This is a genomic window from Pseudomonas sp. LBUM1673, from assembly GCF_059695645.1.
This window is the reverse complement of the sequence record NZ_CP166780.1, coordinates 5,651,784-5,677,357: the sequence shown is the minus strand read 5'-3', so window position 1 is coordinate 5,677,357 and position 25,574 is coordinate 5,651,784. Positions and strand designations below refer to the sequence as shown.

Genomic DNA, 25,574 nt, shown 5'->3' with positions numbered 1-25,574 from the left:
CTCGCCACAGCGCCCGGTTCAGGGCATTGCACAAAACGGATAGCGATCTGCGCAAAGCGGCTATTGCCCCGTGCCCGGCGACTCTACCCTCGGCTGTACGGACGTTAGCCGCGTTACCGACGCTCTAAAAACAACAACAAGAGATAGATGCCATGCGCAAGATCAACGTACATGAGGTTATCGACAACGCTCGATTCAACCGCTTTCACTGGATGGTGCTGTTCTGGTGTGCCCTGATCATCATCTTCGACGGATACGATTTGGTGATCTACGGCGTGGTGTTGCCGATGCTGATGAAAGAGTGGGGGCTCAGTCCCCTGCAAGCCGGCGCACTGGGAAGTTATGCACTGTTCGGGATGATGTTCGGCGCGCTGTTTTTCGGCCCGCTGTCGGACAAGATCGGCCGCAAAAAAGCCATCACCCTGTGCGTAATACTGTTCAGCGGTTTTACCGTGCTCAATGGTTTTGCTCGCAACCCCACCGAGTTTGGCCTCTGCCGGTTCGTTGCCGGGTTGGGCATTGGCGGGGTGATGCCCAACGTCGTGGCACTGATGAATGAGTACGCGCCGAAGAAAATCCGCAGCACGCTGGTGGCGATCATGTTCAGCGGCTACTCGGTGGGCGGCATGCTTTCGGCGGGGCTTGGCATCGTACTAATCCCGAGTTTTGGCTGGCAGTCGGTGTTTTATGTGGCGGTGCTGCCGTTACTGTTGTTGCCGTTGATCATGTACTTCCTGCCCGAGTCGGTGGGTTTCATGCTGCGTCAGGGGCGCAACGAAGAGGCTCGCAACATCCTGCTACGGGTTGACCCGGCTTACGTCGCACACGCCAGCGATCAATTGCACATGAGTGAAGTGAAGGGCAGCGGCACCCCGGTGTTGCAACTGTTCCGCGAGGGCCGTGCGCTGCGCACGCTGATGCTGTGGCTGGCATTTTTCTGCTGCTTGCTGATGGTCTACGCCTTGAGCTCCTGGCTGCCGAAACTGATGGCCAACGCCGGTTACAGTCTGGGCTCGAGTCTGTCGTTCCTGCTGGTGCTCAACTTCGGCGCCATTTTCGGCGCGGTCGGCGGTGGCGTACTGGGCGACAAGCTCAACCTGCCGCGAGTGTTGGCGGTGTTCTTCGTCGTTGCTGCGGTATCGATCACCTTGCTGGGCTTCAACAGCCCGATGCCGGTGTTGTACCTGCTGATCGCCCTTGCCGGTGCCACCACCATCGGCTCGCAGATTCTGTTGTACGCCTGCGCCGCGCAGTTCTACTCCATGACCATTCGCTCCACCGGTTTGGGCTGGGCGTCAGGTATCGGGCGCAACGGCGCGATTGTCGGCCCACTGCTGGGCGGTGCCTTGCTGGGGATCAGCCTGCCGCTGCAACTGAACTTCATGGCGTTTGCCTTGCCCGGTGCGGTGGCCGCCCTCGCCATGACCGTGTTCGCCATTAGCACTCAGCGCAGTGCCAAAGGTGTTGCCCGGACGCTAACACCGACCAGCGCTTGAACCAGGCAGCGGGCGGCGCGGCGTCGTGCCGTGTCGCCTGCCTGGTCACCCACACTTTTTCCGAACAAGAGCGGCCGGGCCTGTGCCACGGATCGCCTGACGAGTCTTGCGGCGAGGTTTCATGAAAGCGTTATTTCAGGACTTTTCCCTGTCTGCGGCAGTCGCCGGATTTATCGCCACGGTGATTTCCTACGCAGGCCCCTTGGTGATCATCTTTCAGGCCGCTGAGACCGCGCACCTCTCGCGGGAAGTGTTGTCCTCCTGGATTTGGGCGATTTCCATCGGCAGCGCTGTGCTCGGCATCGGTTTGAGCCTGCGTTATCGCGTCCCGGTGATCATCGCGTGGTCGGCACCGGGCTCGGCGTTGCTGGTGGCCTTGTTGCCGGGGATCTCCATGCCGGAGGCGGTGGGCGCCTATCTGGTCAGCAGTCTGATTATTTTTCTGGTTGGGGTGTCGGGGGCTTTTGACCGGGTCATCGGCAAACTGCCGGCGGCGATTGCGGCGGCGATGCTGGCAGGGATTCTGTTCAGCTTCGGCACAGGATTGTTCGTCTCGTTGCAAGGCAAGCCATTGCTGGTACTGGCGATGTTTACCACGTACCTGATCTGCAAGCGGGTGATGCCGCGTTATGCGGTGTTGATGGTGCTGCTGGTGGGCTGTTCCATCGCGTTCCTCGTCGGTGATTTGCACCGCGAGGCGCTGGTGATTGGTTTGGCCACGCCAGTGTGGATCACCCCCACGTTCAGCCTGAGTGCGACCCTGAATGTCGCCTTGCCACTGGTGATGGTGGCGCTGACCGGCCAGTTTGTTCCCGGCATGGCAGTGCTGCGCGCCAGCGGTTACACAACGTCGGCCGGCCCGATTATCGCCAGCAGTGCGTTGGGCACTGCGCTGTTGGCACCGTTCGGTTGTCACGGGCTGAATCTGGCGGCGATTACCGCGGCCATTTGTACCGGTCGCGAGGCCCACGAAGATCCGGGCAAACGCTATGTGGCCGGGGTCGTGGGCGGGCTGTGTTACCTGGTGCTGGGAGTCTTCGGTGCCACGCTGGTTTCGTTGTTTTCGGCGCTCCCCAGGGAACTGATCGCGGCCCTGGCCGGGCTGGCGCTGTTCGCCGCGATAGCCGGGGCACTGGCCGGCGCAATGGCCGTACCGAGTGATCGCGAAGCCGCGCTGGTGACCTTTCTCACCACCGCGTCGGGCATGTCGCTGTTTGGTTTGTCCGCCGCTTTTTGGGGGCTGATTTTCGGCATGGTCACGCACGTGCTGTTGAGTGCCAGGCGTCCCGCGCCGGCGACTCAAGCCACCCCTGCGCAGGAGGTGGCGCGCTGACCGAGTAAGTAATCGCAACCCCGATCCTTATCCGTTTTCACCATCCCCCGCGGCGAATCCGCAGCGGGTGGAGCACTTCAACCTGCCAATCAATAAAAATAAGAGAACAGCGATGAAACAGATTCTTCCAGCAACCGGTTCAGTGTTGTCCATGGTGGTCGTCTCGGGTTTTTCCAGCGGCGTGATGGCCGCCGAGGGTGGCTTCATCGAAGACACTACGGCCACCTTGCAGGCGCGTAACTATTACTTCAGTCGAGACTTCTCGGACATCGTCGGGGCAAATCAACAGTCGAAGGCCGAAGAGTGGGCGCAGGGCTTCATCCTCAACGTCAAATCCGGTTATACCCAAGGCCCGGTCGGTTTTGGCGTGGATGTCATCGGCCTGCTCGGCCTCAAACTCGACAGCAGCCCGGACCGGGTTAATACCGGTTTGCTGCCGGTGCACGATGACGGACGCGCGGCAAATGATTACAGCCGTCTGGAGGGTGCGTTGAAAGTGCGTTACTCCAAGACCGAGTTGAAGGTGGGTGAGCTGCAACCCAACGTGCCGGTGCTGGCCTTCAGCGATATCCGTCTGCTGCCGCCCAGCTATCAAGGCGCAAGCATCAGCTCCAATGAGATCGATGGCCTGACCTTGCAAGGTGGCCACTTGAATTCGACCAGCCTGCGCAACGAGGCCGGCGACGAAAAGATGCAAGCCATGCTCGGTCATGTACCGCAGCGTCAGGTCAGCAGCGATGGTTTCAACTTTGCTGGCGCCGATTACGCCTTCAATGGCAAACGCAGCTCGGTCAGCGCCTGGTTCGGGCAACTGGAAGATATCTACAACCAGCGTTTTGTCGGCCTCAAGCACAGTGAACCGTTGGGAGACTGGACCCTGGGCGCCAACCTTGGTTATTACGATTCGCGCGAAGACGGCAAAAAGTTGCTGGGCAATATCGACAACCAGGCGTTCTTCTCCTTGTTGTCGGCCAAGCGCGGCGGCCACACGTTTTATGTCGGCTATCAGGGCATGTTCGGCGACAGCGCCTTCCCGCGAGTGTTTGCCAACATCTCGCCACTGGGCAATGAAGTGCCGACCTACGAGTTCGCTTACACCGATGAGCGTTCCTGGCAGGCGCGCTACGACTACGACTTCGCGGCCCTCGGCGTGCCGGGGCTGACCAGCACCGTGCGCTACATCACCGGCAGTAACGTCGACACCGGCAAGGGCTTTGAAGGCAAGGACCGTGAGCGCGATCTGGATATCGGTTATGTGCTGCAGAGCGGCAGCCTCAAAGGGCTCGGGATCCGCGTGCGCAACGTCATGGCGCGTTCCAACTACCGCAGTGATATCGACGAAAACCGCCTGATCCTCAGCTACACCTGGAAGCTGTTATGAGCACTGAACAAGCCCAACGACCTTATCCATTTGGCGCCAGTCTACTGTTGGTCATTGCTGGCGCAGGTGCCGTGATGGTGGGGTGGGGCGATAGCGGGCGGCTGATGCTGGCTGCAGGGGTCAACCTTGTGTTGCTGGGTGCGGCAGTGCTCTATCGTCGTCAGCCAAGAGCGGAATTGGAGGTGGAGTCTGCACCCGTGCGGGAGGTTTGCGAGCCGAGCCTCTTGCAGACCGAGGCCCCGTCAGCGCTACAGCCAGCGGTGCCTGAGCGCGAATGGCCGGGAACGGTTGTGTCGGTGACGCTTGAGCAATTGACCGAGTCCGTCCTGCAAACAGAGGAAGACATGCGCTTCGCCAATCAGCTGGCGCGCACGGCAGGCGAACGGGTGAAGGCGAGTGCGCTGAGCATGCAGTCGTCGGCCAGTGTGCTGGATGATCTGAACCTCTACATGCAGCGTCTGGATCAAGTGTTCGACGAGCTCGGCAGTCAATCGATGCGCATCGGCGCAATCGTCGGCAGCATCCAGGACATTTCCCGTCAGACCAACCTGTTGGCATTGAACGCAGCCATTGAGGCGGCGAGGGCGGGCAGCCATGGCCGAGGGTTTGCGGTGGTGGCGGATGAGGTGCGCAATCTCTCGCGTCAGGCCGCGGAGTCCAGTGCACAGATCAGGCAGATCGCGACGGGGCTGGAGCAGTCCGCCGAAAACGCGCGCCAGGGGCTGCAGCAGTTGTCCGGTTCAACCCGACTGGGCCTGGAAAAGGCCAAAGTGGCCTTGCACTCGATGGGTGAGCTGCAAAGCGGTGCGGTGGCCAGGGTGGAGGTGGTCGAGCGCATCATGGCGCGCTTGGCCGGTTTGCACGATCTGACCTTGCAGGCGAAACGGATGATCGTGTGAGTCGTGCTGTGCACCAGTGTCACAGGTTGCTGGTGCAGTCACCCATGACTTCGTACGTCACCCGATGGCTCTGGCCCTGATGATCGACGTACTCCATGGTCGCTGGCACAACCCCGCAGGCGGTTGCCGTGTTCGTCACAGAAACCACCTTGGCGTTGTCCAGCGGCTGCGCCGGGTTGTACGAGGTGGCGGCGGCCGGCTCGTTGCCGGCGGCCATGGTCGAGGTGGCGGCGAGGGTCAGAAACAGGCTGATCAAGGTTTTCATTTTTCAGTACTCCGTGTTGATTCCGATGGCTCAATTCTAGGCTTTGCCCGCAATCGATAATGGGGCCAACGCCTGATGCATCCTTACATGAAACGTAACAGTCACCGCCCCTGGAGGGCTTATGGATCTGCTCAATAACTTGCGGGTGTTCGTCCGCGTGGTGGACAGCGCAAGTTTTACCGCCGCCGCCGATGCGTTGGACTTGTCGACCGCGCAAGTATCGCGATTGGTGGCGGATCTGGAGCAGCATGTGCAAGCGCGCTTGCTGCAGCGCACCACACGCAGATTGAGCCTGACCGAGGCCGGTGAACGATTTCTGCTGCGCAGCCGGCAAATACTCGAAGAGATGGAGGAGGCAACGGCAGAAGCCCGCGGCGCCCATCTCAAACCCAGTGGACGGTTGCGGGTGCACAGCATGAATGGCTTGGGCGTGCTGATCACGCCGTTGATTGCCCGCTACAGCGAGCTTTACCCTGATGTGGTGTTCGAGCTGACCTTGTCGCAGCGTAATCCAGATCCGTTGGAGGACGGGCACGACGTGGTGATTTCGATTGCCCACGAACTGGCCGATTCGCAATTGGTCGCCCAGACCATCGGGCAGATCTACAGTGTGCCCTGCGCCTCCCCGGAATACCTGCAACGCCGGGGCGTGCCGGACAACCCGCAGGCGCTGAACGATCATCAGTGTTTGCGCATGCTCGACCCGTTGTACAGCGATCAATGGGTGTTCAAGGACGACCATGGGGAGCATGCCGTCCGCCCGGCCAAGACCTTTCAGTGCAACGTCGCCGAATCAATGGTCAAGGCGTCAGAGGCCGGCATGGGCATCAGCCTGATTCCGTTCTATACCGCGACGCGCCCCTTGAGTGACGGCACGTTGCTGCGCCTGCTGCCAGCCTGGCGGCCCCGTCAACGCAATGTGTATGCGTTGTACCCGTCGCGGCGTTTTCTCGATGCCAAGGTCCGGACCTGGGTGGCCTTTCTCAAGGTCGAATTACCCAAGCTGTTCACCGAACATGATGCGGTGATGAACGATCCGCGGCATTGGGCCTGACCTCTCGTTTACGTCATCCCCAGCGAGTTCGGCAGAACCAGAGAAATCCACGGTACATAGGTAATCAATATCAGGAACAGGAGCAGGATAATCAGCCAAGGCATGGCTGCACGGATGGTGGCGGTCAGTGACATGCCAGTCACCGCCGACGTGACAAACAGGTTCAGGCCTACGGGCGGCGTAATCAGACCGATCTCCAGGTTCACCACCATGATGATCCCCAAATGAATCGGGTCGATCCCCAACTTCATGGCAATCGGGAACATGATCGGCGCCAGGATCAGGATGATTGCCGAGGGCTCCATGAACGCCCCAGCCACCAACAACACGATGTTCACCACGAGCAGGAATGTCACCGGTGTCAGGCCCGCGCCGATGACCCAGGCGGTGATTTGTTGGGGCAATTGCTCGGTGGTCAGTACATGAGCGAAGAGCATGGCATTGGCGATGATAAACATCAGCATGATGCTCAGCTTGGCGGATTCGAGCAGCACCTTCGGTGTTTCGCGAAACGACATGTCCTTGTAGACGAACAGCGCAACGAATGCCGCGTAGACCGCCGCCACGGCCGCCGCCTCGGTCGGAGTGAACATTCCGCTGTAGATGCCGCCCAGGATGATGACCATCAGCAACAGGCCCCAAATGGCCTTGCGTGCTGCACTCAACCATTCACGAAAGGTCGCCCGTGGCATGGCGGGCAGGTTTTTCCTGACGGCGACGACGTAGATGGCCACCATCAGCGCTGTGCCCAGCAGCAGGCCCGGTACCACGCCGGCCATGAACAGCTTGCCGACCGAGGTTTCCGTCGCCGCCGCATACACCACCATCACGATGGAGGGGGGAATAAGAATCCCCAGCGTGCCCGCATTGCACACAATACCGGCACCGAACGCCTGTGGATAACCGGAGCGGACCATCCCCGCAATGGCGATGGAACCCACGGCGGCTACCGTTGCTGGGCTTGAGCCGGACAGCGCGGCGAACAACATGCACGCCAGCACCGCCGCGATGGCCAGGCCGCCGCGAATATGCCCAACGCAAGCGTTGGCGAAATCGATCAAGCGCCGCGCCACACCGCCCGTGGTCATGAAGGCACCGGCCAGTAGAAAGAACGGGATGGCCAGCAACGTGTAGTGCTCGGAGGTCTCGAACAGCTTGATGGCCAGTGAACGCACGGAGTCAGGGCTGAAAAAGATGATCGTCAGCGAACCGGCCAGGCCCAGGGAAATGGCGATCGGTACACCGATAAACATCAGCACGAACAGGGCAACAAAGAGAAAAAGAATAGTCATTTCTTGTCATCCTCATGTTCGGTCAGTTTCATCGCCTCCGCGGCCTCGTCGGCCAGGCCCAGGCCCGTTTGACGGTTTTGTACAATGCGCACCAGGATCTCGGCAAAGCGGATGAACACCAAGGCAAAACCCACTGGCACAATCAGCCCGATGTGCCATTGCATGATGCCGTAATGACCGAGGTCCTCGGCACCAATGCCGGCGATGAACAGCGTCTGAATCCATTCGAAACTGGCGACGCTGAGCAGGCCCGCATAGACCAGACTGCAGAGACAGGCAATGATGCCAATGATTCGCTGAGCCGGTTTGGTGGCCAGCTTCACCAAGGCATCGACACCAATATGCCCGGCGGTGCGCACGCCATAGGACAAGCCGAAAAAGATCAGCCAGGCGAACAAGGCTTTGGTCAGCGATATGCTCCATGTCATGGCTTGGGCCATCCCCATCACGCTGTCGCCAATGGCGAACAAGGGTTCGCTGGCGCTCTGCCACTGCTCGGCGAGGCTGTAGAAAACGCTATAGAGGTTGTTAAGGATGACGTAAACGAACGTTACCAGCGTCATTGCCGCCAGCAGGAAGACGATAAAACCTTCTTCGAAGTGATCCCAGATACGCCGTAAGGCATTCATGAGTGGCCTCTCCCGATCGAGTGACGGCTATGGAACAGGGGCCACCCTTTCGGGCGGCGCCCGCCGGCAGATTACTGAGCCTGGTTGGCAGCTTCGGCGGCCTTGATCAGGTCGGCACCGATATCACCTTCGAACTTCTTCCAGACCGGATTCATTGCTTCGCGCCACTCGCCACGTTGCTCCGGGGTCAGCGTGATGATTTCAGTGGTTTTGGCGTTGATGATGTTCTGTTTGGCATCCTGATTCAGTTTTTCCGCATCCTTGTTCACCTGAGTGGTGACCTCGGCGATGATCTTGTCCAGTTCGGTTTTTATATCCGGCGGCAGGCCTGTCCAGAACTTGGTGTTGGTGATCAACATGTAGTCCAGCAAGCCATGGTCGGACTCAGTGATGAATTTCTGCACTTCGTGCATTTTCTGGCTGTAGATGTTCGAGTAAGGGTTTTCCGCGCCATTGACGACGCCGGTCTGCAAGCCCTGATACACCTCGGCGAAGCTCATTTTGCGAGGGTTGGCGCGCACCGCCTTGAATTGCTCTTCGAGCACGGCCGAAGCCTGCACACGAAATTTCAAACCGCGAGCATCGCCCGGTTTACGTAGCGCTTTGTTGGCGGACAGCTGTTTCATGCCGTTATGCCAATAGGCCAGACCGGTGATGTTCTTGCTTTCCATGGACTTGAGAAGCCCCTGGCCATCAGGGCTTCGCTGGAAGCGGTCGACTGCCGAGATGTCGTTGAACAGGAACGGCAGATCGAACAATTGCAGCTTGGGTGTGTATTGCTCGAACTTGGCCAGCGACGGCGCAATCATCTGCACATCACCCGACAGCAGCGCCTCCATTTCCTTGCCGTCACCAAACAGCGAAGAGTTTGGATAAACCTCTACCTTGACCTTGCCCGGCAGGCGTTCTTCAACCAGTTTCTTGAACAGCAGGGCGCCCTGGCCTTTAGGCGTTTGTTCGGCGACGACGTGGGAAAACTTGATAATGACTGGATCAGCCGCCAGCGTCAGGCTCGACGCACCCAGCGCGAGTGCGCAGACGACTGCATTGCACAATGATTTGAGCATTTAGATGTTCCTCTTGTTTTAGTTCTCGTGCCGTTCATGTCTGAAACGTTTTGCACGGTGGACAAGAGGAGTCTAGGCAATAAATCACCATTGGTCGTTGGGGTTGGGGGCTTGTTCCCTTTCCAAGGCCTGCAACGCAGCCTGGCCCGCTTTAAGGCACAACCCGGCGCGGCGGGGAAACTAATTGAGAACGCCCCCTAGTATTTCCAGAAAACCGGTATGAACAGCACCAGAACGGTGAGGATCTCCAGCCGTCCCAGCAGCATGCCAATGGTCAGCAGCCATTTGGCCGAATCGGGCAGTGTCGAGAAGTTACCTGCCGGGCCAATGATCGAACCAAGGCCAGGCCCCACGTTGCAGACGGCAGTGGCCGCGCCACTCAATGCAGTGGTCCAGTCCAGGCCGATGAGCGCCAACCCCATGGCGATCGCCCCGATGGTTATGGTGAAAAAGAATGAAAACGTCAGGAGCGAACGGGCGATATCCTCGTCGATGGGATGGTTGTTGTACTTTTTACTGATGACGGCTCGAGGATGAATCAGTTGTTTCAGACTGCCCATGAGCAATGCGCCAGCCACTTGAAAGCGGAAGATTTTAAGGCCGCCAGCGGTGGAACCGGAGCAGCCGCCGACAAAGGTCAGATAAAAGAACAGCAACACAGAGAAGCTGCCCCATAGCGTGTAATCCCCCAGCGCCACGCCGGTCGTTGTGACCACTGACGTCACGTTAACGGCGACAATCCGAAACGCTTCCCACCAGCTGTACTCGCTGTGCAAACACAACCAGGTGCCGAACAGCAGCCAGGTGATGATCAAAAAGCCAATGAACCCACGTACCTGATGATCGTTGAACAAGGCCCGTTTATTCCCGCGCAACAGGCTCACATACAGCGTAAAAGGCAGGCTGCCCAGAATCATGATAACCACCGCCACCCAATGAATGGCCGGTTGCGTCCAGTGCGCCAGAGACGAATCGGAGGTGGAAAAACCTCCCGTGGAAATCAACGACATTGCATGGTTGATGGCTTCGAACGGGGTCATGCCTGTTATCCACAGCGCCAGCGTGGAAACAGCGGTCAGCCCGATATACAAGCCCAGAATGTATTTGGCGGCGACGTGGGAGCGTGGTGTGACCTTCTCCGACCAGTCGGATGATTCGGTCTGAAACAGCCGCATGCCCCCGACCCGCAACAGTGGCAGGATGGCCACGGCCATGCCGATGAAGCCGATGCCGCCCAGCCAATGCAGCATTGAACGCCAGATCAGCAATCCGGGAGAGGCGGTGTCCAGACCGGTCAGGATGGTCGATCCGGTGGTGGTGATGCCGGACATCGTTTCAAAAAACGCGTCGGTGTAGCTGATGTTCTGGATCAGGACCATGGGCAATGCGGCGAACATGCAGACGACTACCCAACTGGCGGTGGTCAGCATGTACATATCGCGGGGACGCAACTGAGCGTCCTCAGGACGTCCCTTGTTAATCAACAGCAGCCCGGACACCGCCGTGATCAGACTCGACCACAAAAAGGCCGACATATCATCGTTGCGTTCATAGATCACCAGCGTGAGCATTGGTATCGCCATGCTCACTGCCAGCGTGATCAGAAAAATACCCAGGATGAAACCGATAAGCCGCAGTACCGCAATGGACATAAATAACGCCTGTCTTGTTAGCGCCGCGCAGTATCGATCGGCTTGTCATTTTGTCTCGTAAAGTTTGCGTAACTTTTTTCGTTCCTCGGATTCTCTATTCGCCGGGGTAGACGCGCGACACGGCCAGTCAGAAACGCCGGTATAGACTGAGACCTATCACGATGGGAGAGACGCGTGAAATATAGAACAGTGTTGCTGCTCAGTCTTGTGCTTATACGGGCCCAGGCGCCGAAAAAGGCACGCCCATGATTGGCGCCGAACTGCTGTCATCGCAAAGCCTCACAGTTGGCTGGCTGATTTACGTGCCGGTAGTGATCTGGGCTGTCTGTCGAGCGCCCTGGGTCGAGCTGTTCAGCGACAGCCGCCGTCAGCATCTGTTGTTCGGCACGGTGTTCGCACTGTTCATGCTTTGGCTGGTGCGACGGGACTTCGACACCGGAGTGTCCTATCACTTCATCGGCATGACGGCGGTGACATTACTGCTGGATTGGCCGTTGGCGATTGTCGGCGGGTTGGTCGCGCAAGCGGGATTGGTGTTGCTCGGGCGTCAGGACCTGGCCGCTGTCGGGGTCAACGGCGCACTGCTGATTCTGCTGCCTGTGCTGATCACCGAGTGCTGCGCAATCCTGGTGGAGCGCGCGCAGCCGCGTAATCCGTTTGTGTATATCTTCGTTTCCGGTTTCTTTGCAGCAGCGCTGTCGGCGTTGTTGTGTCTGATTCTGGCGCTCACGTTGCTGTGGTACGACGAACGTTTCGCCATGCCGTATTGGCTGGAAGATTTTGTCGGTTATCTGTGGCTGCTTATTTTTCCGGAAGCGTTTATCAACGGCATGGTGGTCAGCGCATTGGTGGTGTTCTGCCCTGAGTGGCTGGAGACGTTCAATCGCACGCGCTACCTTTCGGCGCCCTGGAAGGACGACGATCCCAAATCTTGATCCACATCAAATCCAAAAAACGTTGCCGAATCCATGCTCTGGAAAACCTTCAGGAGCAACGGCATGAGTGTGTATGAGTGGGCCAGGCAGGAGTTGCGTCAGAGTCTGGATGTGGCGCAAGAGGTGGGCTTCGATCCGGGATTGAGCCTGCGCGCCTTGCTCAGTGCGGTGGTGCAGCAGAGCAAGGCGGTACGCAATATCGAAGACCTGGCCGATGAGTTGCGGTTTCTCGCCGAGAACCTCGATGAGGGCCAGGACTATGGTTTTATGCGGCCCTGAGGGTCGGGATCAGTGACGCGGGTCGAAGTCTTCGCTGAACAGCTCGTCTTCGGCATCCGGGCTCACCGGGATTTTGTGTTCTTCCGACGCCCAGGCGCCCAGGTCGATCAGTTTGCAACGGTCCGAACAGAACGGCCGGAACTTGTTCTCGGGGCTCCATTCGACAGGGGCACCGCAAGTTGGGCAATCGACGGTTGGGGTTTGGCTCATGACTGGCCTCCACGCAAAGTAAGGTAAAAGTGATGCAGGCGTTCGACCTCGCTGTGCAGCCAGGCGAGGTCACGGTCGTTGACCACCACGTCGTCGGCATGGCTCACGCGGTCCTGTCGGCTGGACTGAGCCTTGAGGATCGCCTGAACCTGCTGTTCGCTGGTCTGGTCACGCTGCAGGGTGCGTTCGATCTGTAGCTGTTCCGGGGCATCGATCACCAGGACCCGTTGGGTCATGGTGTACTGCCCGGACTCGATCAGCAGCGGCGAAACCAGAATCGCGTAAGACGATTGTGCCTTGGCCAGATGATGGGCGATTTCCTCGGCGATCAACGGATGCATCAGCGCTTCGAGCCAGCGGCGTTCATCCGGTACCTCGAAGATCAGCTTGCGCAGGGACGCACGATCCAGTTGGCCGTCGGCTTGCAACACGCCGGGGCCAAAGTGCTCGGCGATCTTTGCCAGCGCCGGGCGACCGGGTTCGACCACCCAGCGAGCCGCATGATCGGCGTCCACTACATGCACGCCCAGGTCGATGAAGTGCTGGGCGGCCGCGCTTTTGCCGCTGCCGATGCCGCCGGTCAGGCCGAGAATCCAGGGTTTTTCCACAGGGGTATTCATTTCAAACCGACAAACTGCCAATAGAAGCCGGTTATTTGACCACCCCAGAGCAAGGCAATCCAGCCGGCAATGGCCAGATAGGGGCCAAAGGGCAGCGGAGTCGAGGTTTTTGCGTCCCGCAGGCGCAGCAAAATCACCCCGAGGATGGCCCCAACCAACGATGACAGCAGAATAGTCAGGGGCAGGATTTGCCAGCCGCCCCAGGCGCCGAGCATCGCCAACAGCTTGAAGTCACCGTAGCCGATGCCGTCCTTGCCGGTGATGAGTTTGAACAGCCAGAACACCGACCACAGCGCCATGTAGCCGGCCACCGCGCCCCAGAGTGCGTCATGCAGTGATACGAAGAGCCCGAAGCTGTTGACGATCAATCCCAGCCACATCAACGGCAGCACCAGCACGTCTGGCAACAGCTGATGTTCGGCGTCGATCAGGCTCATCGCCAACAGGCCCCAGCCCAGCACCAGCACCATGCACGCCTGCCAGCCGAAACCGAAATGCCAGGCGACGAACGCCGACAGCACGCCACAAGCCAGTTCGGTCAGCGGGTAACGTTTGCTGATCGGTGCCGCGCAGTTCGAGCATCGCCCACGTAAAAACAGATAACTGAGCACTGGAATGTTTTCCCACACTCGAATTCGATGGCCGCAATGGGGGCACTCGGAGTGGGGCAGTATCAGGTTGTAAGCGGGGCCGGGGGCTTCGGGTGGCAAATCCAGTACGTCATGGGCCTGCAGTCGCCATTCACGCTCAAGCATTTTCGGCAGGCGCCAGACCACCACGTTAAGAAAGCTGCCGATCAACAGGCCGATCGCCAAAGCGGCGATCACGAAGGTCAGCGGGTTGAAGCTCAGGAATTCGTTCAAGGACATATCAGATCGCTGAGCCGAGTTGGAAGATGGGCAGGTACATTGCAACCACCAGGCCGCCGACGATAACCCCCAGCACCACCATGATGAACGGCTCCATCAGACTGGTCAGGTTATCGACCATGTTGTCCACTTCGGCCTCGTAGAAACTCGCAACCTTGTCGAGCATGTCGTCCAGTGCGCCGGACTCTTCGCCAATGGCTGTCATCTGAATCGCCATGTTCGGAAAGATGCCGGAGGTGCGCATGGAAAAATTCAGCTGCATGCCGGTTGAAACGTCCTGCTTGATGCGCAGGACCGCTCGCTTGAACACGATGTTGCCGGTCGCGCCCGCCACTGAATCCAGAGCTTCGACCAGGGGCACCCCGGCGGCGAACGTCGTTGATAGTGTGCGGGCGTAACGGGCCACGGAGGACTTGTACATGAGCGCGCCAACCAACGGCAGTTTCAACAGCCAGGTGTCCATACGGTCGCGAAAGCCTGGTGATTTTTTAAAGGCATGGCGTACGCCGAAAAACATCGCAACCAGCGCGCCGAGCAATATCCACCACCATTCCTGCAAAAACTCCGACAAGCCGATGACCATCAGGGTGAACGCCGGCAGCTCGGCGCCAAACCCTGAGAACACTGATTCGAACTGCGGCACAACCTTGACCAGCAGAATCCCGGTCACAATGATCGCGACGAATACCACGGCCAGCGGGTAGGTCATGGCTTTTTTGATCTTGGCCTTGAGGCTTTCGCTCTTTTCCTTGTAGGTCGCCACCCGCTCCAGCAGCGTATCCAGGGCACCGGCCTGCTCGCCAGCGTCCACCAGGTTGCAATACAGCTCATCGAAATACTGCGGCTTTTTGCGCAGGGCCGCGGCGAAGCTGTTACCGGCTGCGACTTCCTGTTTCACCTCGTCCACCAGCTTGCGCATGTTCGGGTTATCGAAGCCCTCGCCGATGATATCGAACGATTGCAGCAGCGGTACGCCGGCTTTCATCATGGTCGCCATCTGCCGGGTAAACAGGGCAATGTCCAAGGGCTTGATGCGTTTGCCGGCGTTGAAAATGGACGCGGATTTTTTCCGCACCTTGCCCGGGTTGATACCTTGTTTGCGCAACTGGGCCTTGATCAGCGCGGGATTTTGGCCGGTCAACTCGCCGGTCATTCTGGCGCCTTTTTTGTCTGTGCCTTCCCAGGCATATACGCTGATTTTCACTGCTTTGACCGCCATGTTCAGTCCTTGGTGACCCGGTTGATTTCTTCAAGGCTGGTGATGCCTTGCATGGCCTTGAGCAGGCCTGAAGTACGCAGGTCGTTGAAGCCGTCCTTACGCATCTGGATGTCGATTTCCAGTGAATTGCCTTCGGCCATGATCAGCCGTTGCAGGTCCGGGGTGTTCTTTACCACTTCATAAATACCTACTCGCCCTTTGTAACCGCTGTTGCACTGATCGCAACCGACCGGTTCATAGATCGTGAACGAGCCGATGCGTTCCTCAGGGAAGCCTTCCTTGAGCAACGCCTCGCGGGGAATATCGATGGGTTTGCGGCAATGGCTGCACAGTTTGCGCGCCAGGCGCTGGGCGATGATCAGGCTGACCGAGGTCGCGATGTTGAACCCCTGAATCCCCATGTTGTGCAGGCGGGTCAGGGTTTGCGCGGCGCTGTTGGTGTGCAGGGTGGAAAGTACCATGTGCCCGGTCTGGGCGGCCTTGATGGCAATTTCGGCGGTTTCGAGGTCGCGGATTTCGCCGACCATGATCACGTCTGGGTCCTGGCGCAGAAACGAGCGCAGCGCCTGGGCGAAATCCAGTCCCTGCCTGGGATTGACGTTGACCTGGTTGATGCCTTCCATGTTGATTTCTACCGGGTCTTCGGCAGTGGAGATGTTGATGTCGACGGTGTTGAGGATGTTCAGGCCGGTATAGAGCGACACGGTCTTGCCTGAGCCGGTGGGGCCGGTCACCAGGATCATCCCCTGTGGCTGCTTGAGGGCGGCCATGTACAGGGCTTTCTGGTCGGGTTCGTAGCCAAGGGCGTCAATGCCCATTTGTGCGCTGGACGGGTCGAGGATCCGGATCACCACCTTCTCGCCCCACAGGGTTGGCAGGGTGTTGACCCGGAAGTCGATGGACTTGCTTTTGGACAGACGCATCTTGATTCGCCCGTCCTGGGGTTTGCGCCGCTCGGAGATATCGAGGCTGGCCATGATCTTCAGGCGGGATGCGATGCGGTTGGCCAGTTGCGTCGGCGGCCTGGCGACCTCCCGCAGCATGCCGTCGGTGCGCATCCGCACACGGTAGATTTTTTCATAGGGTTCGAAATGCAGGTCGGAAGAACCGCTCTTGATCGCATCGAGCAACATCTTGTGGACGAAGCGAACCACAGGCGCGTCATCGGCATCTTGCCCTGCGATGGAGTCCTGTTTCTGGTCATCGACTGACTCGATATCCAGACCTTCGAGGTCGACATCGGCCATGTCTTCCAGGCCGGTGGAGTGGTTGTCGAAGAATTTCTCGATGGCGTCGCTGAGCTTGTCTTCCTCCACCAGGATGGCTTCGGTGCTCAGCCCGGTGCTGAACTGGATGTCGTTGATGGCTTGATGATTGGTCGGGTCGGAAATCCCTACGAACAGCTTGTTGCCACGCCGCCAGAGGGGCAGGGCGTGGTGCTGACGGACCAGCTTCTCGCTGACCAGCCCTCGGGGTTGGGTGTCCTTGTCCAGGCAATTGAGGTCCAGCAAGGCCATGCCGAAATGTTCCGAGGCCACTTCGGCGACCTGCCAGCTGTTCAACAGTTTGTTCTGCACCAGGTAGCTGACCAGCGAGATTCGATTGCGCTGGGCTTGCTGATACGCCTGTTGCGCACTTTGGTCGGTGATCAGCTCGGCCAGTACCAATTGCTTGGCCAGACCGCTAAGGGCGATGTCATTCATTGGGATTCCGGACGCAGACGGTTAATGACTTATAGCCTAGTCAAGCAGTGGAACCAAACCAGCCGGGGTGAGGTGACAAAAAGTGTCAGATAGTACGGATTCTGGGGGTAGGAAAGGTCTTGGCGTTGATCTCGCACCCCGTCAGCAGGGGCGCGCGGGGCTTGGCATGGCCTGTGCTTTGTCTTGTTCAGATCATGAGATTTCGACTCATGCATGGAGCCTGTCTATGAACAATCAAAAAGGTTTTACTCTGATCGAACTGCTGATCGTCGTGGCGATCATCGGGATTCTGGCAACGTTTGCGTTGCCGCAGTATTCGAAGTACCAGGCGCGAGCGAAGGTAACCGCCGCTCTTGCAGAAATCTCGGCACTGAAGGTGCCTTTCGAAGACATTATCAATCAAGGCACCGATCCCACCCTCGATCTGATCGGCGGTACGGCGGCTACAGGTAATTGCACGATTGCGGCATCGGGTACCGCTTCTACTGGTGTGGGCAGTATTGGCTGCACGATCCTCAATGCTCCGGGGCCGGTGCTCGCCAAAACCATTACGCTTTCGCGTACGCTCGCGGGTGGCTGGACTTGCGCCACAACGGCTGCGCAGGAGTATGCCCCTAAAGGCTGCACTGGTGCCTGATCCATTTTTCATCCTCCGAATGCCCCGCGTTTCACGACGCGGGGCATTTTTTTGCTCGTCATTTCCCAGGCTGTTCGAATAATCGAGAAACCCCCGACAATTCATGGCCTTAGGCCTGCGTTAAAACCCGCAAGTTGCATGTAGATAATTTCAACGTCATGCATTTTGCATGATTTCGAAAATTAGCGTTTTTGTTAACTAATTGATTTATAAGTGTTTATTTTTACTTTTCCAGTTGGCACAGCGTTCGCACTATCTCTGGTAACCCTGCTGACAAGACACGCAGCAGACTTCCCAGAAATACAGGAGTTAATCGTATGAAGAAGTTCGCCATCGCTGCTGCTACTGCTACCGCGCTGACCCTGACCATGGCCACCGCTGCATTTGCACAGACCACCCAGGTGACTCAGGCACCCATGATGCTGGCCGCCGGTGAAGTCACTGAAGCGAAAGAGGATGTTTCCGATACCTGGATCACGACCAAAGTCAAAGCAGACCTGGTGACCGAAAAAGGCATCCCGGGAACCGACATCAAAGTCGAAACCAACAAAGGCGTTGTTTCCCTGTCTTCCATGACCGTTCTGACAGACGCTCAGAAAACAACCGCCGTGGCTATCGCCAAGAAAATCAAAGGCGTCAAAGCTGTGTCCGCTGACGGCCTGAAATCCGAGTAAGGCAAGGCTTCTCGCCTGGACCGGGAGAAGGTGCGGTAGACGGGCCGAGTCATACGTCTGCCGCGACTTGAGAGTTCATGCGAAAGGCCACAAGGACGTGGCCATTACAGGCCCCGACATTCGTGTCGGGGCCTGTTCTATTTGCAGTGTCGCAAATCACCTGTGGGAGCGAGCAAGCCCGCTCCCACATTGATTGGCACCCGCATTGGATTGTGGCGGATTCAATTGCCACGCTTGCTGGTGATTCGAACCAACCGATTGCCTTCAAAGCGCAGGTACTGGTACATCCCGCTGTTGGGCCCGTAGGTCCATTCCTCGACCTGAAACTCTTCCCGGCGATTGGCGCTGCGCTTGTAGCCCAGCAGGTCGCGGGCAACGGGCTCTCCGCATTTGTGCAGCACTTCGCTGGACCTGTCTCCCACGCTGATCAATTGACTGCCGCAGCGCAAGGTATCGGCCGCCGCTGCCTGGCTGGCAGCCAGCACCAGGGCCAGATTCAGAAGCCAGCGTGCGCCCATCACTCGGCATCCAGATGCATAGGGGTAATAACGCGGCCATCGCTTTCTGCCTCACCGAGGCTGGCGTCGATGAAGTACACGCGGTCATCGGCCAACTGACCCTTGTCCACCAGATAATCCTTGATGCTGCTGGCCCGTTCTTGCCCCAGTTGACGCAACAGCACTTCGCTGGAGCTCCAGAAGGCGATCACGCCTTCACGCATTTTTTTGCTGCGTTCTTCCTTGCCCAGATCCTTCCATTCGGCGAGCGGCTGGGTCTTGAGGCGCGTGCGGTAGATCCCTTCAAGCAGCGGGGCTTTCTCGTTGTCCGGCACATTCAGCAATGAGGCCTGGGCCGGCACCTTGTCTCCGCGGCGCTGGAGCATTTTGTAGTAGTTGTACTGGTATTCCCGTTCCAGGCGTTGCTCGGCGATCAGTGGGCCATCGCTGCTCTTGGCGGCGGTGCCTTCGATTTCCAGGCGCAGGGCCGGACGTTCCTTGAGCGCCTGAGACAGTTTGACCAGCGCCGCTTCGGCATCCTTGCTCAGGTCACTTGAACCTGGTGCGAACGCGACGCTGCCCAAATCTTGCGAACCACCGCCGCTGACCAGCCCGCCAATCATTTTGAACGGCGCCGCTGCAGCTTTGACGATCAGATTGCGCAGGGTCTGCCAGACAATAGGCATGACGCTGAACTGTGGGTTGTTCAGGTCGCCGCTCACCGGCAGCTCGATGGAAATCTTGCCGTCGACATCCTTGAGCAAGGCAATCGCCAACTTCAACGGCAGGCTCACCGCGTCTGGGCTGTCGACCTTTTCACCCAGTTGCAACTGCTCGACCACCACTTTGTTTTCGGCCAGGAGTTGGCCGTTGGTGATCTTGTAATGCAGGTCGAGATTGAGCCGGCCCTTGCGGATGCGGTAACCGGCGAACTTGCCGGAGTAGGGCGTCAGGGTCGTCAGTTCCACCCGTTTGAAACTGGTGGCGATGTCCAAGGCGGCCATCGGGTCGAACGGGTTGACCGAACCCTTGATGGTCACCGGCGCATAGCGGTCGACCTTGCCTTTGATGTCGACACTGGCCGGTTTTGCCTGTCGGCTGTCGATGGTGCCGATCTTCCCGTTGAGCTGTTGAATGGCTGTGGCGAAGTTCGGGGTCAGGCTGAAGTCGGCGAAGTTCGCCGAACCGTCATTGATGGCAATACCGCCGATGTGGATGCCCAAGGGTTTTTCTTTTCCGGCTGCGGGCTTTGCCGCGGCGGTTGTGGCGCCGGAGTCGGCCGGTTGCGGGATCAGCAGGTCATCGATGTTGGTGGTGCGGTCATCGTTGATCATGAAGCGCGCATAGGGCTGGAACAGGTTGACCTTGTCGATCGACAGGCTGTCGCCGTGCTGATAGTTCAGGCCTTCGAGCACCAACTGCTGCCACTTGAGGAAGTCGCGGGTTTTCAGGGTGTCCAGGGTATGCAGTTGATCGACCTGGGCACGGCCAGTGACGTTGAACGCCAGTGGGTCGGTACTTTTCAGGTCGACCGCCAGATCACTGCCCAGCATGCCGCTGCGCAGTTCGAGGCGAATGAACGGGTTGATGTAGGACTGAGCGACGCGCAGGTCGATGTCCTTGGTCTGCACCTTCAGTTTGGCGTTGATCGGGGCCAGATTGACCACCCCGTCCGCTGTGATCTTGCCTTGCTTGCCCACGCCGGTGTCGAGCTTGAGGTTGAAAGGTGAACCATTGAGGCTGTCGAAATTTTGCAGGTCCAGGTTCAGCGGGCCCAGCTCCAGCGCCACCGCCGGTTGTGCCTTACGGTCGGCCAGGTGCACCTGATAATCGCGCAGCTGCACGTCTTTGAGCAGCACCTGCCAAGGCTTGCTCGGCGCGGTCGGTTCGGGCTTCGGTGAATCGGCTACCGCCGGTGTGCTGGCTGGCTCGGCATTGGCTTTGGCGGCCGCTTTGGATGGCTGACTGGCGAACAGTTTTTGCCAATCGAGTTGCCCATCGGCTTCGAGGGCGGCCCAGGTTTCCAGTTTCTGACTGCGAATCTTGCCGACCACCACTTGCTGTTTGGCCAGATCCACGGTGGTTTCGCTGATGTCCAGCCGCTCGAGTTTCGCCAGCGGTCGACCGTCCGCAGTCTTGATGGCGAAAGGCGCGACGCTGACGGCGACGTTGCTCAGCAGCAGTTCGGTTTCCTTGGCCAGGTTGAGTTTGTAGTCGGTGCTGAGGCTGACGACGCCATCCTCGAGTGCGAGTGGCACAGCATCACGCACATAGGGCCAAAAGGATTTCATCTTGCCATCGGTGATTTTCAGCTTACCTTCGGAGGCGATCGGGATCAGGCTGAAGTTACCGCTCCAGTCGATCTGTCCACCTGCCGGGCCGACGGCGACCAACGTCATGTCGGCGCTGTCTTCGGGCAGGGTGCTGAGGTTTTTCAGTTCGAAGTCGAGTTTGTCGTAGAGGAATTCGATGGGTTCGCTGGGCCGTGCATCCTCGAAATGTACGGAGCCGCTGGCCAGTTTGATCCGCTCCACGCGCAGCGGGAATGGTTTGGCGTCCGGGTCGACCGGGGTCGGTTCACTGGCGGGGATTTTGAACAGCCCGAGCAGGTTGAGCTTACCGTCCTTGCCGAAGAGGATTTCAGTCTTGGGTTTGTCGAGTTCGATATCGGACAGGTGCAGCGCCTTGGTCCAGAGGCTGTCGATCTGCAGGTTCGCGTACAGGCGTTCGAAGCCCACTTGCTCCTTGCCCGGCTCGCCGACGACCAGGCCCCAAAGGGTGACTTCAAGGCTAAAAGGGTTGAGTTCGATCCGCTGAATCGTGGCGGGCGTCGTGGCGTAGTTGGCCAATTGTTGGTTGGCTACCCGCAACGCGATGCCCGGCAAAATCAGAAACCCCAACAGGCTATAAAGAGCCAGGGCAGTCAACAAGGCGCCGATAGCGCGAATCAATCCTTTGGGCATGTGCGGCTTCATCTGTCGGAATCGGAGTGCCTTGGAGTATGGCATGCGTTTGCGGTTCCGAAGCAATCACGCTTTATAGGATTTGTCTGATTATCGGTGTGGATTTTCATAGCTGCAGGATCAGTGTTTTCAGCGGCGGCTGCTGGTCCATCGACGGGAAATCGCTGCCCGGTGTCAGCGCTGTCCACTCACGCACCGGGCGCCCGGCCTTCTCTGCGCAGCGCAGAACCTGTTCGCGCCAATCGTCCATGCTGACCTTCGCCAGGTTGTTGCAGCAGATCAGCACGCCATCGTCGGCGGTGGTCAGCAGTGCCGGTTTGAGCAGGCTCTGGTAGTCGCGCAACAGGTCGACCGTGCCGAAAACGCTCTTGGCCCAGGCCGGAGGATCGAGCAATACCAGATCGTACTGACGCGGGTCCAGACGTTGATAACTTGGCAGTTTCTGCCCGCGACGCTGGCTGATCGGCAGGCCGGCCAATTGACGAATCGCCGGGAAATAATCGGACTGGATGAATTCCATTGTCGGCAATTGCGGGTTGAGCAGACCGTTCTCACGACCGACCGCCAGATTGCCTTCGGCAAAGTCCAGGTTGCATACCTCGCTCGCACCACCGGCCGCGGCGCTGAGGCCGACGCCACAGGTGTAGGCAAACAGGTTCAGCACACTTTTGTTTTTGCTGTGGTCCTTGACCCAGCCGCGGGCGTTGCGCAGGTCGAGAAACAGCAAAGGGTCTTGGCCGGCGTGACGCCCGCGAACCCGATAGTTGAGCCCCCATTCGTGACCGATCAAATCTTGCAGGGCGGCTTCGTCGGCGCGGTAGACCGTGTCTTCGCGGTCGATGCGTGAGTTGCCGCGGGAGCGGTCGTTGTAAACCAGCAGGGTGTCGAGGCTCAGCTGTTGATTGATGGTCTCGTGCAGTTGCAGCAGGGCGTCACGCTCAAGCGCCTGGTGAAAACTCTGCACCAACAGTTGCGGGCCATAGCGGTCGATGGTCAGGCCGCCGGCACCTTCCTGGCTGCCATGGAACAGGCGATAGCAATCGGTGCCTTGCTGATGCAGCTCGGCGAGCAGGTCCTGACGACGATCAAGGGCGGCGCGCAGCGCCTGATTCAAGGAAGACATGCTGGGCGCCTTGCAGGAGGGAATTGGGGGCGCGGGAGTTTAACAGCTATGGGCGTTGAGTTTGGGGGGCAAATGTGAGGGATGTGGTGGTTATGAGGCCGTCTTCGCGAGCAAGCCCGCTTGTATGGTAGGCCACGGCTTTGTGCTGCGAGGCGGCAGCGAACGCGTCCTGTTGCTCACGGGGCAGGCTGTATTTCTCGGCCAGATTCTCAGCGGTGATGCCCATGTGGTAATCGTTGAACGCATCCCACAAACCGTCGCTGATCATGGTGTCGACGATCTGGCTGTGGCCCATGCGCAGACCGGTGCGGGCACCGGGCAGCACGTAATTGGCCAGGCTCATGTTTTCCTGGCCGCCGGCAATGATCACCTCGGCATCGCCGCAGCGAATCGCCTGCGCCGCCAGATGCAGCGCTTTCAGGCCAGAGCCGCAGACCTTGTTCAGGGTCATGGCCGGCACGGCGAAGGGCAGGCCGGCCTTGATCGCGGCCTGGCGCGCAGGGTTTTGCCCGGCGCCGGCGGTCAATACCTGGCCCATGATCACTTCATCGACCTGCGTCGGGTCCAGGTCGGTTTGCGCCAGCAATTGGCGGATCACCGCGGCACCGAGGTCAACCGCGGACACATTGGCCAGCGAGCCCTGGAAGCTGCCGATGGCGGTGCGAGTGGCGGCAACGATGACGACGTCTTGCATGGCGCGAATCCTCTTGAAGGTGATCGATCGGAGCCCCATGTTTGCACACAGCCGTGGGGCGGTTCCAATCGCGAACCGCCCGGTCGGGTTATGTGCGCGCCGGTCTCGGTTCAGCAGACACGAGCGATTTACGGGTTCAGGCGTTTGTCGATCAAGCCCTGCACCACGCTCGGGTCGGCGAGGGTCGAGGTGTCGCCCAGGCTGTCCAGTTCGTTGCAGGCGATCTTGCGCAGAATCCGTCGCATGATCTTGCCCGAACGGGTTTTCGGCAAGGCCGGAGCCCACTGGATCAAGTCCGGTTTGGCGAAGCTGCCGATTTCCTTGCTGACGTGAGCCAGCAGTACTTTCTTCAGTTCATCGTTGGGTTCGACGCCGTTCATGGGGGTGACGAAGGCATAGATGCCCTGGCCTTTGACATCGTGGGGGTAACCGACCACAGCAGCCTCGGCAATGCTGTCGTGCAGCACCAGGGCGCTTTCCACTTCGGCCGTGCCGATGCGGTGACCGGAGACGTTAATGACGTCGTCGATACGCCCGGTGATCCAGTAGTCGCCGTCCTCGTCGCGGCGCGCGCCATCGCCGGTGAAGTAGTAGCCGGGGTAGGGCTTGAAGTAGGTTTCGACCATCCGTTTCGGGTCGCCGTAGACGCTGCGGATCTGCGCCGGCCAGCTGGACTTGATGGCCAGTATGCCGCTGCCGGCGCCTTTGATTTCCTTGCCGTGTTCGTCGAGCAGTACCGGTTGCACGCCGAACATCGGTTGGGTGGCGCAACCGGGTTTGATCCGTTGGGTGCTGACCAGCGGGCTGAGCATGATGCCGCCGGTTTCTGTCTGCCACCAGGTATCGACAATCGGGCAGCGCTGCTCGCCGACCGTATTGAAATACCACTCCCAGGCTTCCGGGTTGATGGGTTCACCGACGGTGCCGAGTAACCGCAGGCTCTCGCGGGACGTTTCCTTCAACGGCTCGGGGCCTTCACGCATCAGCGCACGCAGCGCGGTGGGGGCGGTGTAGAAGATGTTTACATGGTGTTTGTCGATCACTTGCCAGAAGCGCGAGGTGTTGGGGTAGCTTGGCACGCCTTCGAAGATCAGCGTGGTCGCCCCGTTGGCCAGCGGCCCGTAGACGATGTAGCTGTGGCCGGTGACCCAGCCGACATCGGCGGTGCACCAGAAAACCTCACCGTCGCGATAGTCGAGCACGTACTTGAAGGTCATGGCGGCTTGCAGCAAGTAGCCGCCGGTGGTGTGCAGCACACCTTTGGGTTTACCGGTGCTGCCGGAGGTGTAGAGGATGAACAGCGGGTCTTCGGCGTCCATCGGCTCTGGCGGACAGTCGTCGCTCACGTCGCGCAAAGCCTGGTGGTACCAGATGTCCCGATCGTCGACCCAGTTAACTTGGCCTTGGGTACGTTCGACCACGATCACTGTGTTCACGTCGGGGCAGTTTTGCAGTGCCGTGTCGACGTTCTGTTTGAGCGGCACGAATTTACCGCCGCGCACGCCTTCGTCGGCAGTGATCACGGTGCGGCAATCGGCGTCGAGAATCCGGTCACGCAGCGAGTCCGGGGAGAAACCGCCGAACACCACCGAATGAATCGCGCCGATCCGCGCGCAGGCGAGCATGGCGTAGGCGGCTTCGGGGATCATCGGCATGTAGATGCATACGCGGTCGCCTTTCTTCACGCCACGGCTTTTGAGCACATTGGCCAGTCGACAGACGTTGTGATGGAGTTTTTTGTAAGTGATCCGGTCGGATTCGGCGGGGTCATCACCTTCCCAGATGATCGCGACTTGATCGCCGCGTTTTTCCAGGTGACGGTCAATACAGTTGTAACTGACGTTTAGCTTTGCGCCGGCGAACCAGCTCGCCTCACCGGTTTTCAGGTCATAACGCTGGACGGTTTGCCACGGCGCGCTCCAATCGAGAAAGCGTGTGGCTTGTTCGGCCCAGAAGGTGCTGGGGTGTTCGATGGATTGGCGGTAGAGGCGTTGGTAGTCGTCTTGACTTAACTGGGCAGCCCGGCGGACGGCATCGGCTTTGGGGAACGTGCTGATATCGAACATGACGGTTCCTTATGCTT

At 59.0% G+C, this 25,574-nt stretch carries 23 protein-coding genes and 1 pseudogene; 9 read left to right on the top strand and 15 right to left on the bottom strand.

All coding sequences use genetic code 11. From position 1 onward, the window contains the following. The first annotated feature begins 152 nt into the window (after window positions 1–152). The 4 genes from ACA044_RS26000 to ACA044_RS25985 all read left to right on the top strand — a co-directional run bounded on the left by ACA044_RS26000 (window position 153) and on the right by ACA044_RS25985 (window position 5,109). Complete coding sequence (locus ACA044_RS26000) at window positions 153–1,496, top strand: aromatic acid/H+ symport family MFS transporter (protein WP_497443890.1); 1,344 nt, start codon at window positions 153–155, stop codon at window positions 1,494–1,496. Window positions 1,497–1,617: 121 nt separating this feature from the next. Further along, window positions 1,618–2,829: a benzoate/H(+) symporter BenE family transporter gene (locus tag ACA044_RS25995; RefSeq protein WP_497443889.1), complete on the top strand. Its 1,212-nt coding sequence runs from the start codon at window positions 1,618–1,620 to the stop codon at window positions 2,827–2,829. A gap of 112 nt (window positions 2,830–2,941) precedes the next feature. Then, window positions 2,942–4,210 (top strand): OprD family porin, encoded by a 1,269-nt coding sequence (locus tag ACA044_RS25990; protein ID WP_497443888.1) that lies wholly within the window; start codon window positions 2,942–2,944, stop codon window positions 4,208–4,210. After that, window positions 4,207–5,109 (top strand): methyl-accepting chemotaxis protein, encoded by a 903-nt coding sequence (locus tag ACA044_RS25985; RefSeq protein WP_497443887.1) that lies wholly within the window; start codon window positions 4,207–4,209, stop codon window positions 5,107–5,109. Before ACA044_RS25990 ends, ACA044_RS25985 begins: the two co-directional genes overlap by 4 nt. A 19-nt stretch (window positions 5,110–5,128) precedes the next feature. Here ACA044_RS25985 and ACA044_RS25980 read toward each other — a convergent pair whose 3' ends face one another. Next, window positions 5,129–5,374, bottom strand: coding sequence for a DUF2790 domain-containing protein (locus ACA044_RS25980; RefSeq protein WP_497443886.1), 246 nt, complete (start codon window positions 5,372–5,374; stop codon window positions 5,129–5,131). Between the two features lie 121 nt (window positions 5,375–5,495). On the opposite strand from ACA044_RS25980, the gene ACA044_RS25975 reads away from it, so the two are divergent. Continuing rightward, a complete protein-coding gene (locus ACA044_RS25975) occupies window positions 5,496–6,428 on the top strand; it encodes a LysR family transcriptional regulator (RefSeq protein WP_497443885.1) in 933 nt (310 codons plus the stop codon). Between the two features lie 8 nt (window positions 6,429–6,436). Here the strand turns inward: ACA044_RS25975 and dctM are convergent, their stop codons facing one another. The 4 genes from dctM to ACA044_RS25955 all read right to left on the bottom strand — a co-directional run bounded on the left by dctM (window position 6,437) and on the right by ACA044_RS25955 (window position 11,068). After that, window positions 6,437–7,720, bottom strand: a complete 1,284-nt coding sequence (gene dctM / locus ACA044_RS25970; RefSeq protein ID WP_497443884.1) for a C4-dicarboxylate TRAP transporter large permease protein DctM — start codon at window positions 7,718–7,720, stop codon at window positions 6,437–6,439. Next, a complete protein-coding gene (locus ACA044_RS25965) occupies window positions 7,717–8,349 on the bottom strand; it encodes a TRAP transporter small permease (protein ID WP_497443883.1) in 633 nt (210 codons plus the stop codon). Before ACA044_RS25965 ends, dctM begins: the two co-directional genes overlap by 4 nt. A gap of 71 nt (window positions 8,350–8,420) precedes the next feature. Next, the gene (dctP, locus tag ACA044_RS25960) at window positions 8,421–9,416 is read right to left on the bottom strand and encodes a C4-dicarboxylate TRAP substrate-binding protein DctP (protein ID WP_497443882.1); all 996 of its coding nucleotides are present in this window, start codon (window positions 9,414–9,416) and stop codon (window positions 8,421–8,423) included. Between the two features lie 197 nt (window positions 9,417–9,613). After that, window positions 9,614–11,068: a TrkH family potassium uptake protein gene (locus ACA044_RS25955; protein ID WP_497443881.1), complete on the bottom strand. Its 1,455-nt coding sequence runs from the start codon at window positions 11,066–11,068 to the stop codon at window positions 9,614–9,616. Window positions 11,069–11,313: 245 nt separating this feature from the next. Here ACA044_RS25955 and ACA044_RS25950 point away from each other — a divergent pair, with 245 nt between their 5' ends. Together ACA044_RS25950 and ACA044_RS25945 are read left to right on the top strand one after the other, a co-directional pair. Continuing rightward, window positions 11,314–12,003: an energy-coupling factor ABC transporter permease gene (locus tag ACA044_RS25950; RefSeq protein ID WP_497443880.1), complete on the top strand. Its 690-nt coding sequence runs from the start codon at window positions 11,314–11,316 to the stop codon at window positions 12,001–12,003. A gap of 63 nt (window positions 12,004–12,066) precedes the next feature. Then, window positions 12,067–12,282 carry a hypothetical protein gene (locus ACA044_RS25945; RefSeq protein ID WP_007938959.1) on the top strand — a complete coding sequence of 72 codons (216 nt, stop codon included), beginning with the start codon at window positions 12,067–12,069 and terminating at the stop codon, window positions 12,280–12,282. Window positions 12,283–12,291: 9 nt separating this feature from the next. Here the strand turns inward: ACA044_RS25945 and yacG are convergent, their stop codons facing one another. From yacG to pilB, 5 genes are read right to left on the bottom strand one after another with little or no spacing between them, the layout of a single operon-like run. Continuing rightward, a complete protein-coding gene (yacG, locus tag ACA044_RS25940) occupies window positions 12,292–12,492 on the bottom strand; it encodes a DNA gyrase inhibitor YacG (RefSeq protein ID WP_030130376.1) in 201 nt (66 codons plus the stop codon). Then, window positions 12,489–13,112, bottom strand: a complete 624-nt coding sequence (gene coaE / locus ACA044_RS25935; protein WP_497443879.1) for a dephospho-CoA kinase — start codon at window positions 13,110–13,112, stop codon at window positions 12,489–12,491. The genes yacG and coaE overlap by 4 nt, the downstream gene beginning before the upstream one ends. Continuing rightward, entirely contained in the window at window positions 13,109–13,981 is an 873-nt protein-coding gene (locus ACA044_RS25930; RefSeq protein ID WP_497443878.1) for a prepilin peptidase, read from the bottom strand. Before ACA044_RS25930 ends, coaE begins: the two co-directional genes overlap by 4 nt. Before the next feature lies 1 nt (window position 13,982). After that, entirely contained in the window at window positions 13,983–15,200 is a 1,218-nt protein-coding gene (locus ACA044_RS25925) for a type II secretion system F family protein (protein WP_497443877.1), read from the bottom strand. 2 nt (window positions 15,201–15,202) lie between these two features. Continuing rightward, entirely contained in the window at window positions 15,203–16,903 is a 1,701-nt protein-coding gene (pilB, locus tag ACA044_RS25920; protein WP_497443876.1) for a type IV-A pilus assembly ATPase PilB, read from the bottom strand. Between the two features lie 226 nt (window positions 16,904–17,129). On the opposite strand from pilB, the gene ACA044_RS25915 reads away from it, so the two are divergent. Further along, on the top strand, window positions 17,130–17,540 hold the full coding sequence (locus ACA044_RS25915; RefSeq protein ID WP_497443875.1) for a pilin: 411 nt from the start codon (window positions 17,130–17,132) through the stop codon (window positions 17,538–17,540). Between the two features lie 317 nt (window positions 17,541–17,857). Then, on the top strand, window positions 17,858–18,214 hold the full coding sequence (locus tag ACA044_RS25910) for a BON domain-containing protein (RefSeq protein WP_497443874.1): 357 nt from the start codon (window positions 17,858–17,860) through the stop codon (window positions 18,212–18,214). 221 nt (window positions 18,215–18,435) lie between these two features. Here the strand turns inward: ACA044_RS25910 and ACA044_RS25905 are convergent, their stop codons facing one another. The 5 genes and pseudogenes from ACA044_RS25905 to acs form a co-directional block, all read right to left on the bottom strand. Then, window positions 18,436–18,732 carry a DUF2845 domain-containing protein gene (locus ACA044_RS25905; protein ID WP_497443873.1) on the bottom strand — a complete coding sequence of 99 codons (297 nt, stop codon included), beginning with the start codon at window positions 18,730–18,732 and terminating at the stop codon, window positions 18,436–18,438. Next, complete coding sequence (locus ACA044_RS25900; RefSeq protein WP_497443872.1) at window positions 18,732–21,719, bottom strand: DUF748 domain-containing protein; 2,988 nt, start codon at window positions 21,717–21,719, stop codon at window positions 18,732–18,734. The genes ACA044_RS25905 and ACA044_RS25900 overlap by 1 nt, the downstream gene beginning before the upstream one ends. A 61-nt stretch (window positions 21,720–21,780) precedes the next feature. After that, the gene (locus ACA044_RS25895; RefSeq protein WP_497443871.1) at window positions 21,781–22,797 is read right to left on the bottom strand and encodes a class I SAM-dependent rRNA methyltransferase; all 1,017 of its coding nucleotides are present in this window, start codon (window positions 22,795–22,797) and stop codon (window positions 21,781–21,783) included. 100 nt (window positions 22,798–22,897) lie between these two features. Beyond that, window positions 22,898–23,491 (bottom strand): annotated as a pseudogene (locus ACA044_RS25890) (thiolase family protein); the annotation flags it as partial. A gap of 128 nt (window positions 23,492–23,619) precedes the next feature. Continuing rightward, on the bottom strand, window positions 23,620–25,557 hold the full coding sequence (gene acs, locus ACA044_RS25885) for an acetate--CoA ligase (protein WP_497443870.1): 1,938 nt from the start codon (window positions 25,555–25,557) through the stop codon (window positions 23,620–23,622). Between the last annotated feature and the right edge of the window lie 17 nt (window positions 25,558–25,574).

What these genes read in the sequence shown, in the direction of transcription:
- ACA044_RS26000 (WP_497443890.1), top strand. Translation starts at nt 153, where the DNA reads ATGCGCAAGATCAACGTACATGAGGTTATCGACAACGCTCGATTCAAC.
- ACA044_RS25995 (WP_497443889.1), top strand. Translation starts at nt 1,618, where the DNA reads ATGAAAGCGTTATTTCAGGACTTTTCCCTGTCTGCGGCAGTCGCCGGA.
- ACA044_RS25990 (WP_497443888.1), top strand. Translation starts at nt 2,942, where the DNA reads ATGAAACAGATTCTTCCAGCAACCGGTTCAGTGTTGTCCATGGTGGTC.
- ACA044_RS25985 (WP_497443887.1), top strand. Translation starts at nt 4,207, where the DNA reads ATGAGCACTGAACAAGCCCAACGACCTTATCCATTTGGCGCCAGTCTA.
- ACA044_RS25980 (WP_497443886.1), bottom strand. Translation starts at nt 5,374, where the DNA reads ATGAAAACCTTGATCAGCCTGTTTCTGACCCTCGCCGCCACCTCGACC.
- ACA044_RS25975 (WP_497443885.1), top strand. Translation starts at nt 5,496, where the DNA reads ATGGATCTGCTCAATAACTTGCGGGTGTTCGTCCGCGTGGTGGACAGC.
- dctM (WP_497443884.1), bottom strand. Translation starts at nt 7,720, where the DNA reads ATGACTATTCTTTTTCTCTTTGTTGCCCTGTTCGTGCTGATGTTTATC.
- ACA044_RS25965 (WP_497443883.1), bottom strand. Translation starts at nt 8,349, where the DNA reads ATGAATGCCTTACGGCGTATCTGGGATCACTTCGAAGAAGGTTTTATC.
- dctP (WP_497443882.1), bottom strand. Translation starts at nt 9,416, where the DNA reads ATGCTCAAATCATTGTGCAATGCAGTCGTCTGCGCACTCGCGCTGGGT.
- ACA044_RS25955 (WP_497443881.1), bottom strand. Translation starts at nt 11,068, where the DNA reads ATGTCCATTGCGGTACTGCGGCTTATCGGTTTCATCCTGGGTATTTTT.
- ACA044_RS25950 (WP_497443880.1), top strand. Translation starts at nt 11,314, where the DNA reads ATGATTGGCGCCGAACTGCTGTCATCGCAAAGCCTCACAGTTGGCTGG.
- ACA044_RS25945 (WP_007938959.1), top strand. Translation starts at nt 12,067, where the DNA reads ATGAGTGTGTATGAGTGGGCCAGGCAGGAGTTGCGTCAGAGTCTGGAT.
- yacG (WP_030130376.1), bottom strand. Translation starts at nt 12,492, where the DNA reads ATGAGCCAAACCCCAACCGTCGATTGCCCAACTTGCGGTGCCCCTGTC.
- coaE (WP_497443879.1), bottom strand. Translation starts at nt 13,112, where the DNA reads ATGAATACCCCTGTGGAAAAACCCTGGATTCTCGGCCTGACCGGCGGC.
- ACA044_RS25930 (WP_497443878.1), bottom strand. Translation starts at nt 13,981, where the DNA reads ATGTCCTTGAACGAATTCCTGAGCTTCAACCCGCTGACCTTCGTGATC.
- ACA044_RS25925 (WP_497443877.1), bottom strand. Translation starts at nt 15,200, where the DNA reads ATGGCGGTCAAAGCAGTGAAAATCAGCGTATATGCCTGGGAAGGCACA.
- pilB (WP_497443876.1), bottom strand. Translation starts at nt 16,903, where the DNA reads ATGAATGACATCGCCCTTAGCGGTCTGGCCAAGCAATTGGTACTGGCC.
- ACA044_RS25915 (WP_497443875.1), top strand. Translation starts at nt 17,130, where the DNA reads ATGAACAATCAAAAAGGTTTTACTCTGATCGAACTGCTGATCGTCGTG.
- ACA044_RS25910 (WP_497443874.1), top strand. Translation starts at nt 17,858, where the DNA reads ATGAAGAAGTTCGCCATCGCTGCTGCTACTGCTACCGCGCTGACCCTG.
- ACA044_RS25905 (WP_497443873.1), bottom strand. Translation starts at nt 18,732, where the DNA reads ATGGGCGCACGCTGGCTTCTGAATCTGGCCCTGGTGCTGGCTGCCAGC.
- ACA044_RS25900 (WP_497443872.1), bottom strand. Translation starts at nt 21,719, where the DNA reads ATGCCATACTCCAAGGCACTCCGATTCCGACAGATGAAGCCGCACATG.
- ACA044_RS25895 (WP_497443871.1), bottom strand. Translation starts at nt 22,797, where the DNA reads ATGTCTTCCTTGAATCAGGCGCTGCGCGCCGCCCTTGATCGTCGTCAG.
- acs (WP_497443870.1), bottom strand. Translation starts at nt 25,557, where the DNA reads ATGTTCGATATCAGCACGTTCCCCAAAGCCGATGCCGTCCGCCGGGCT.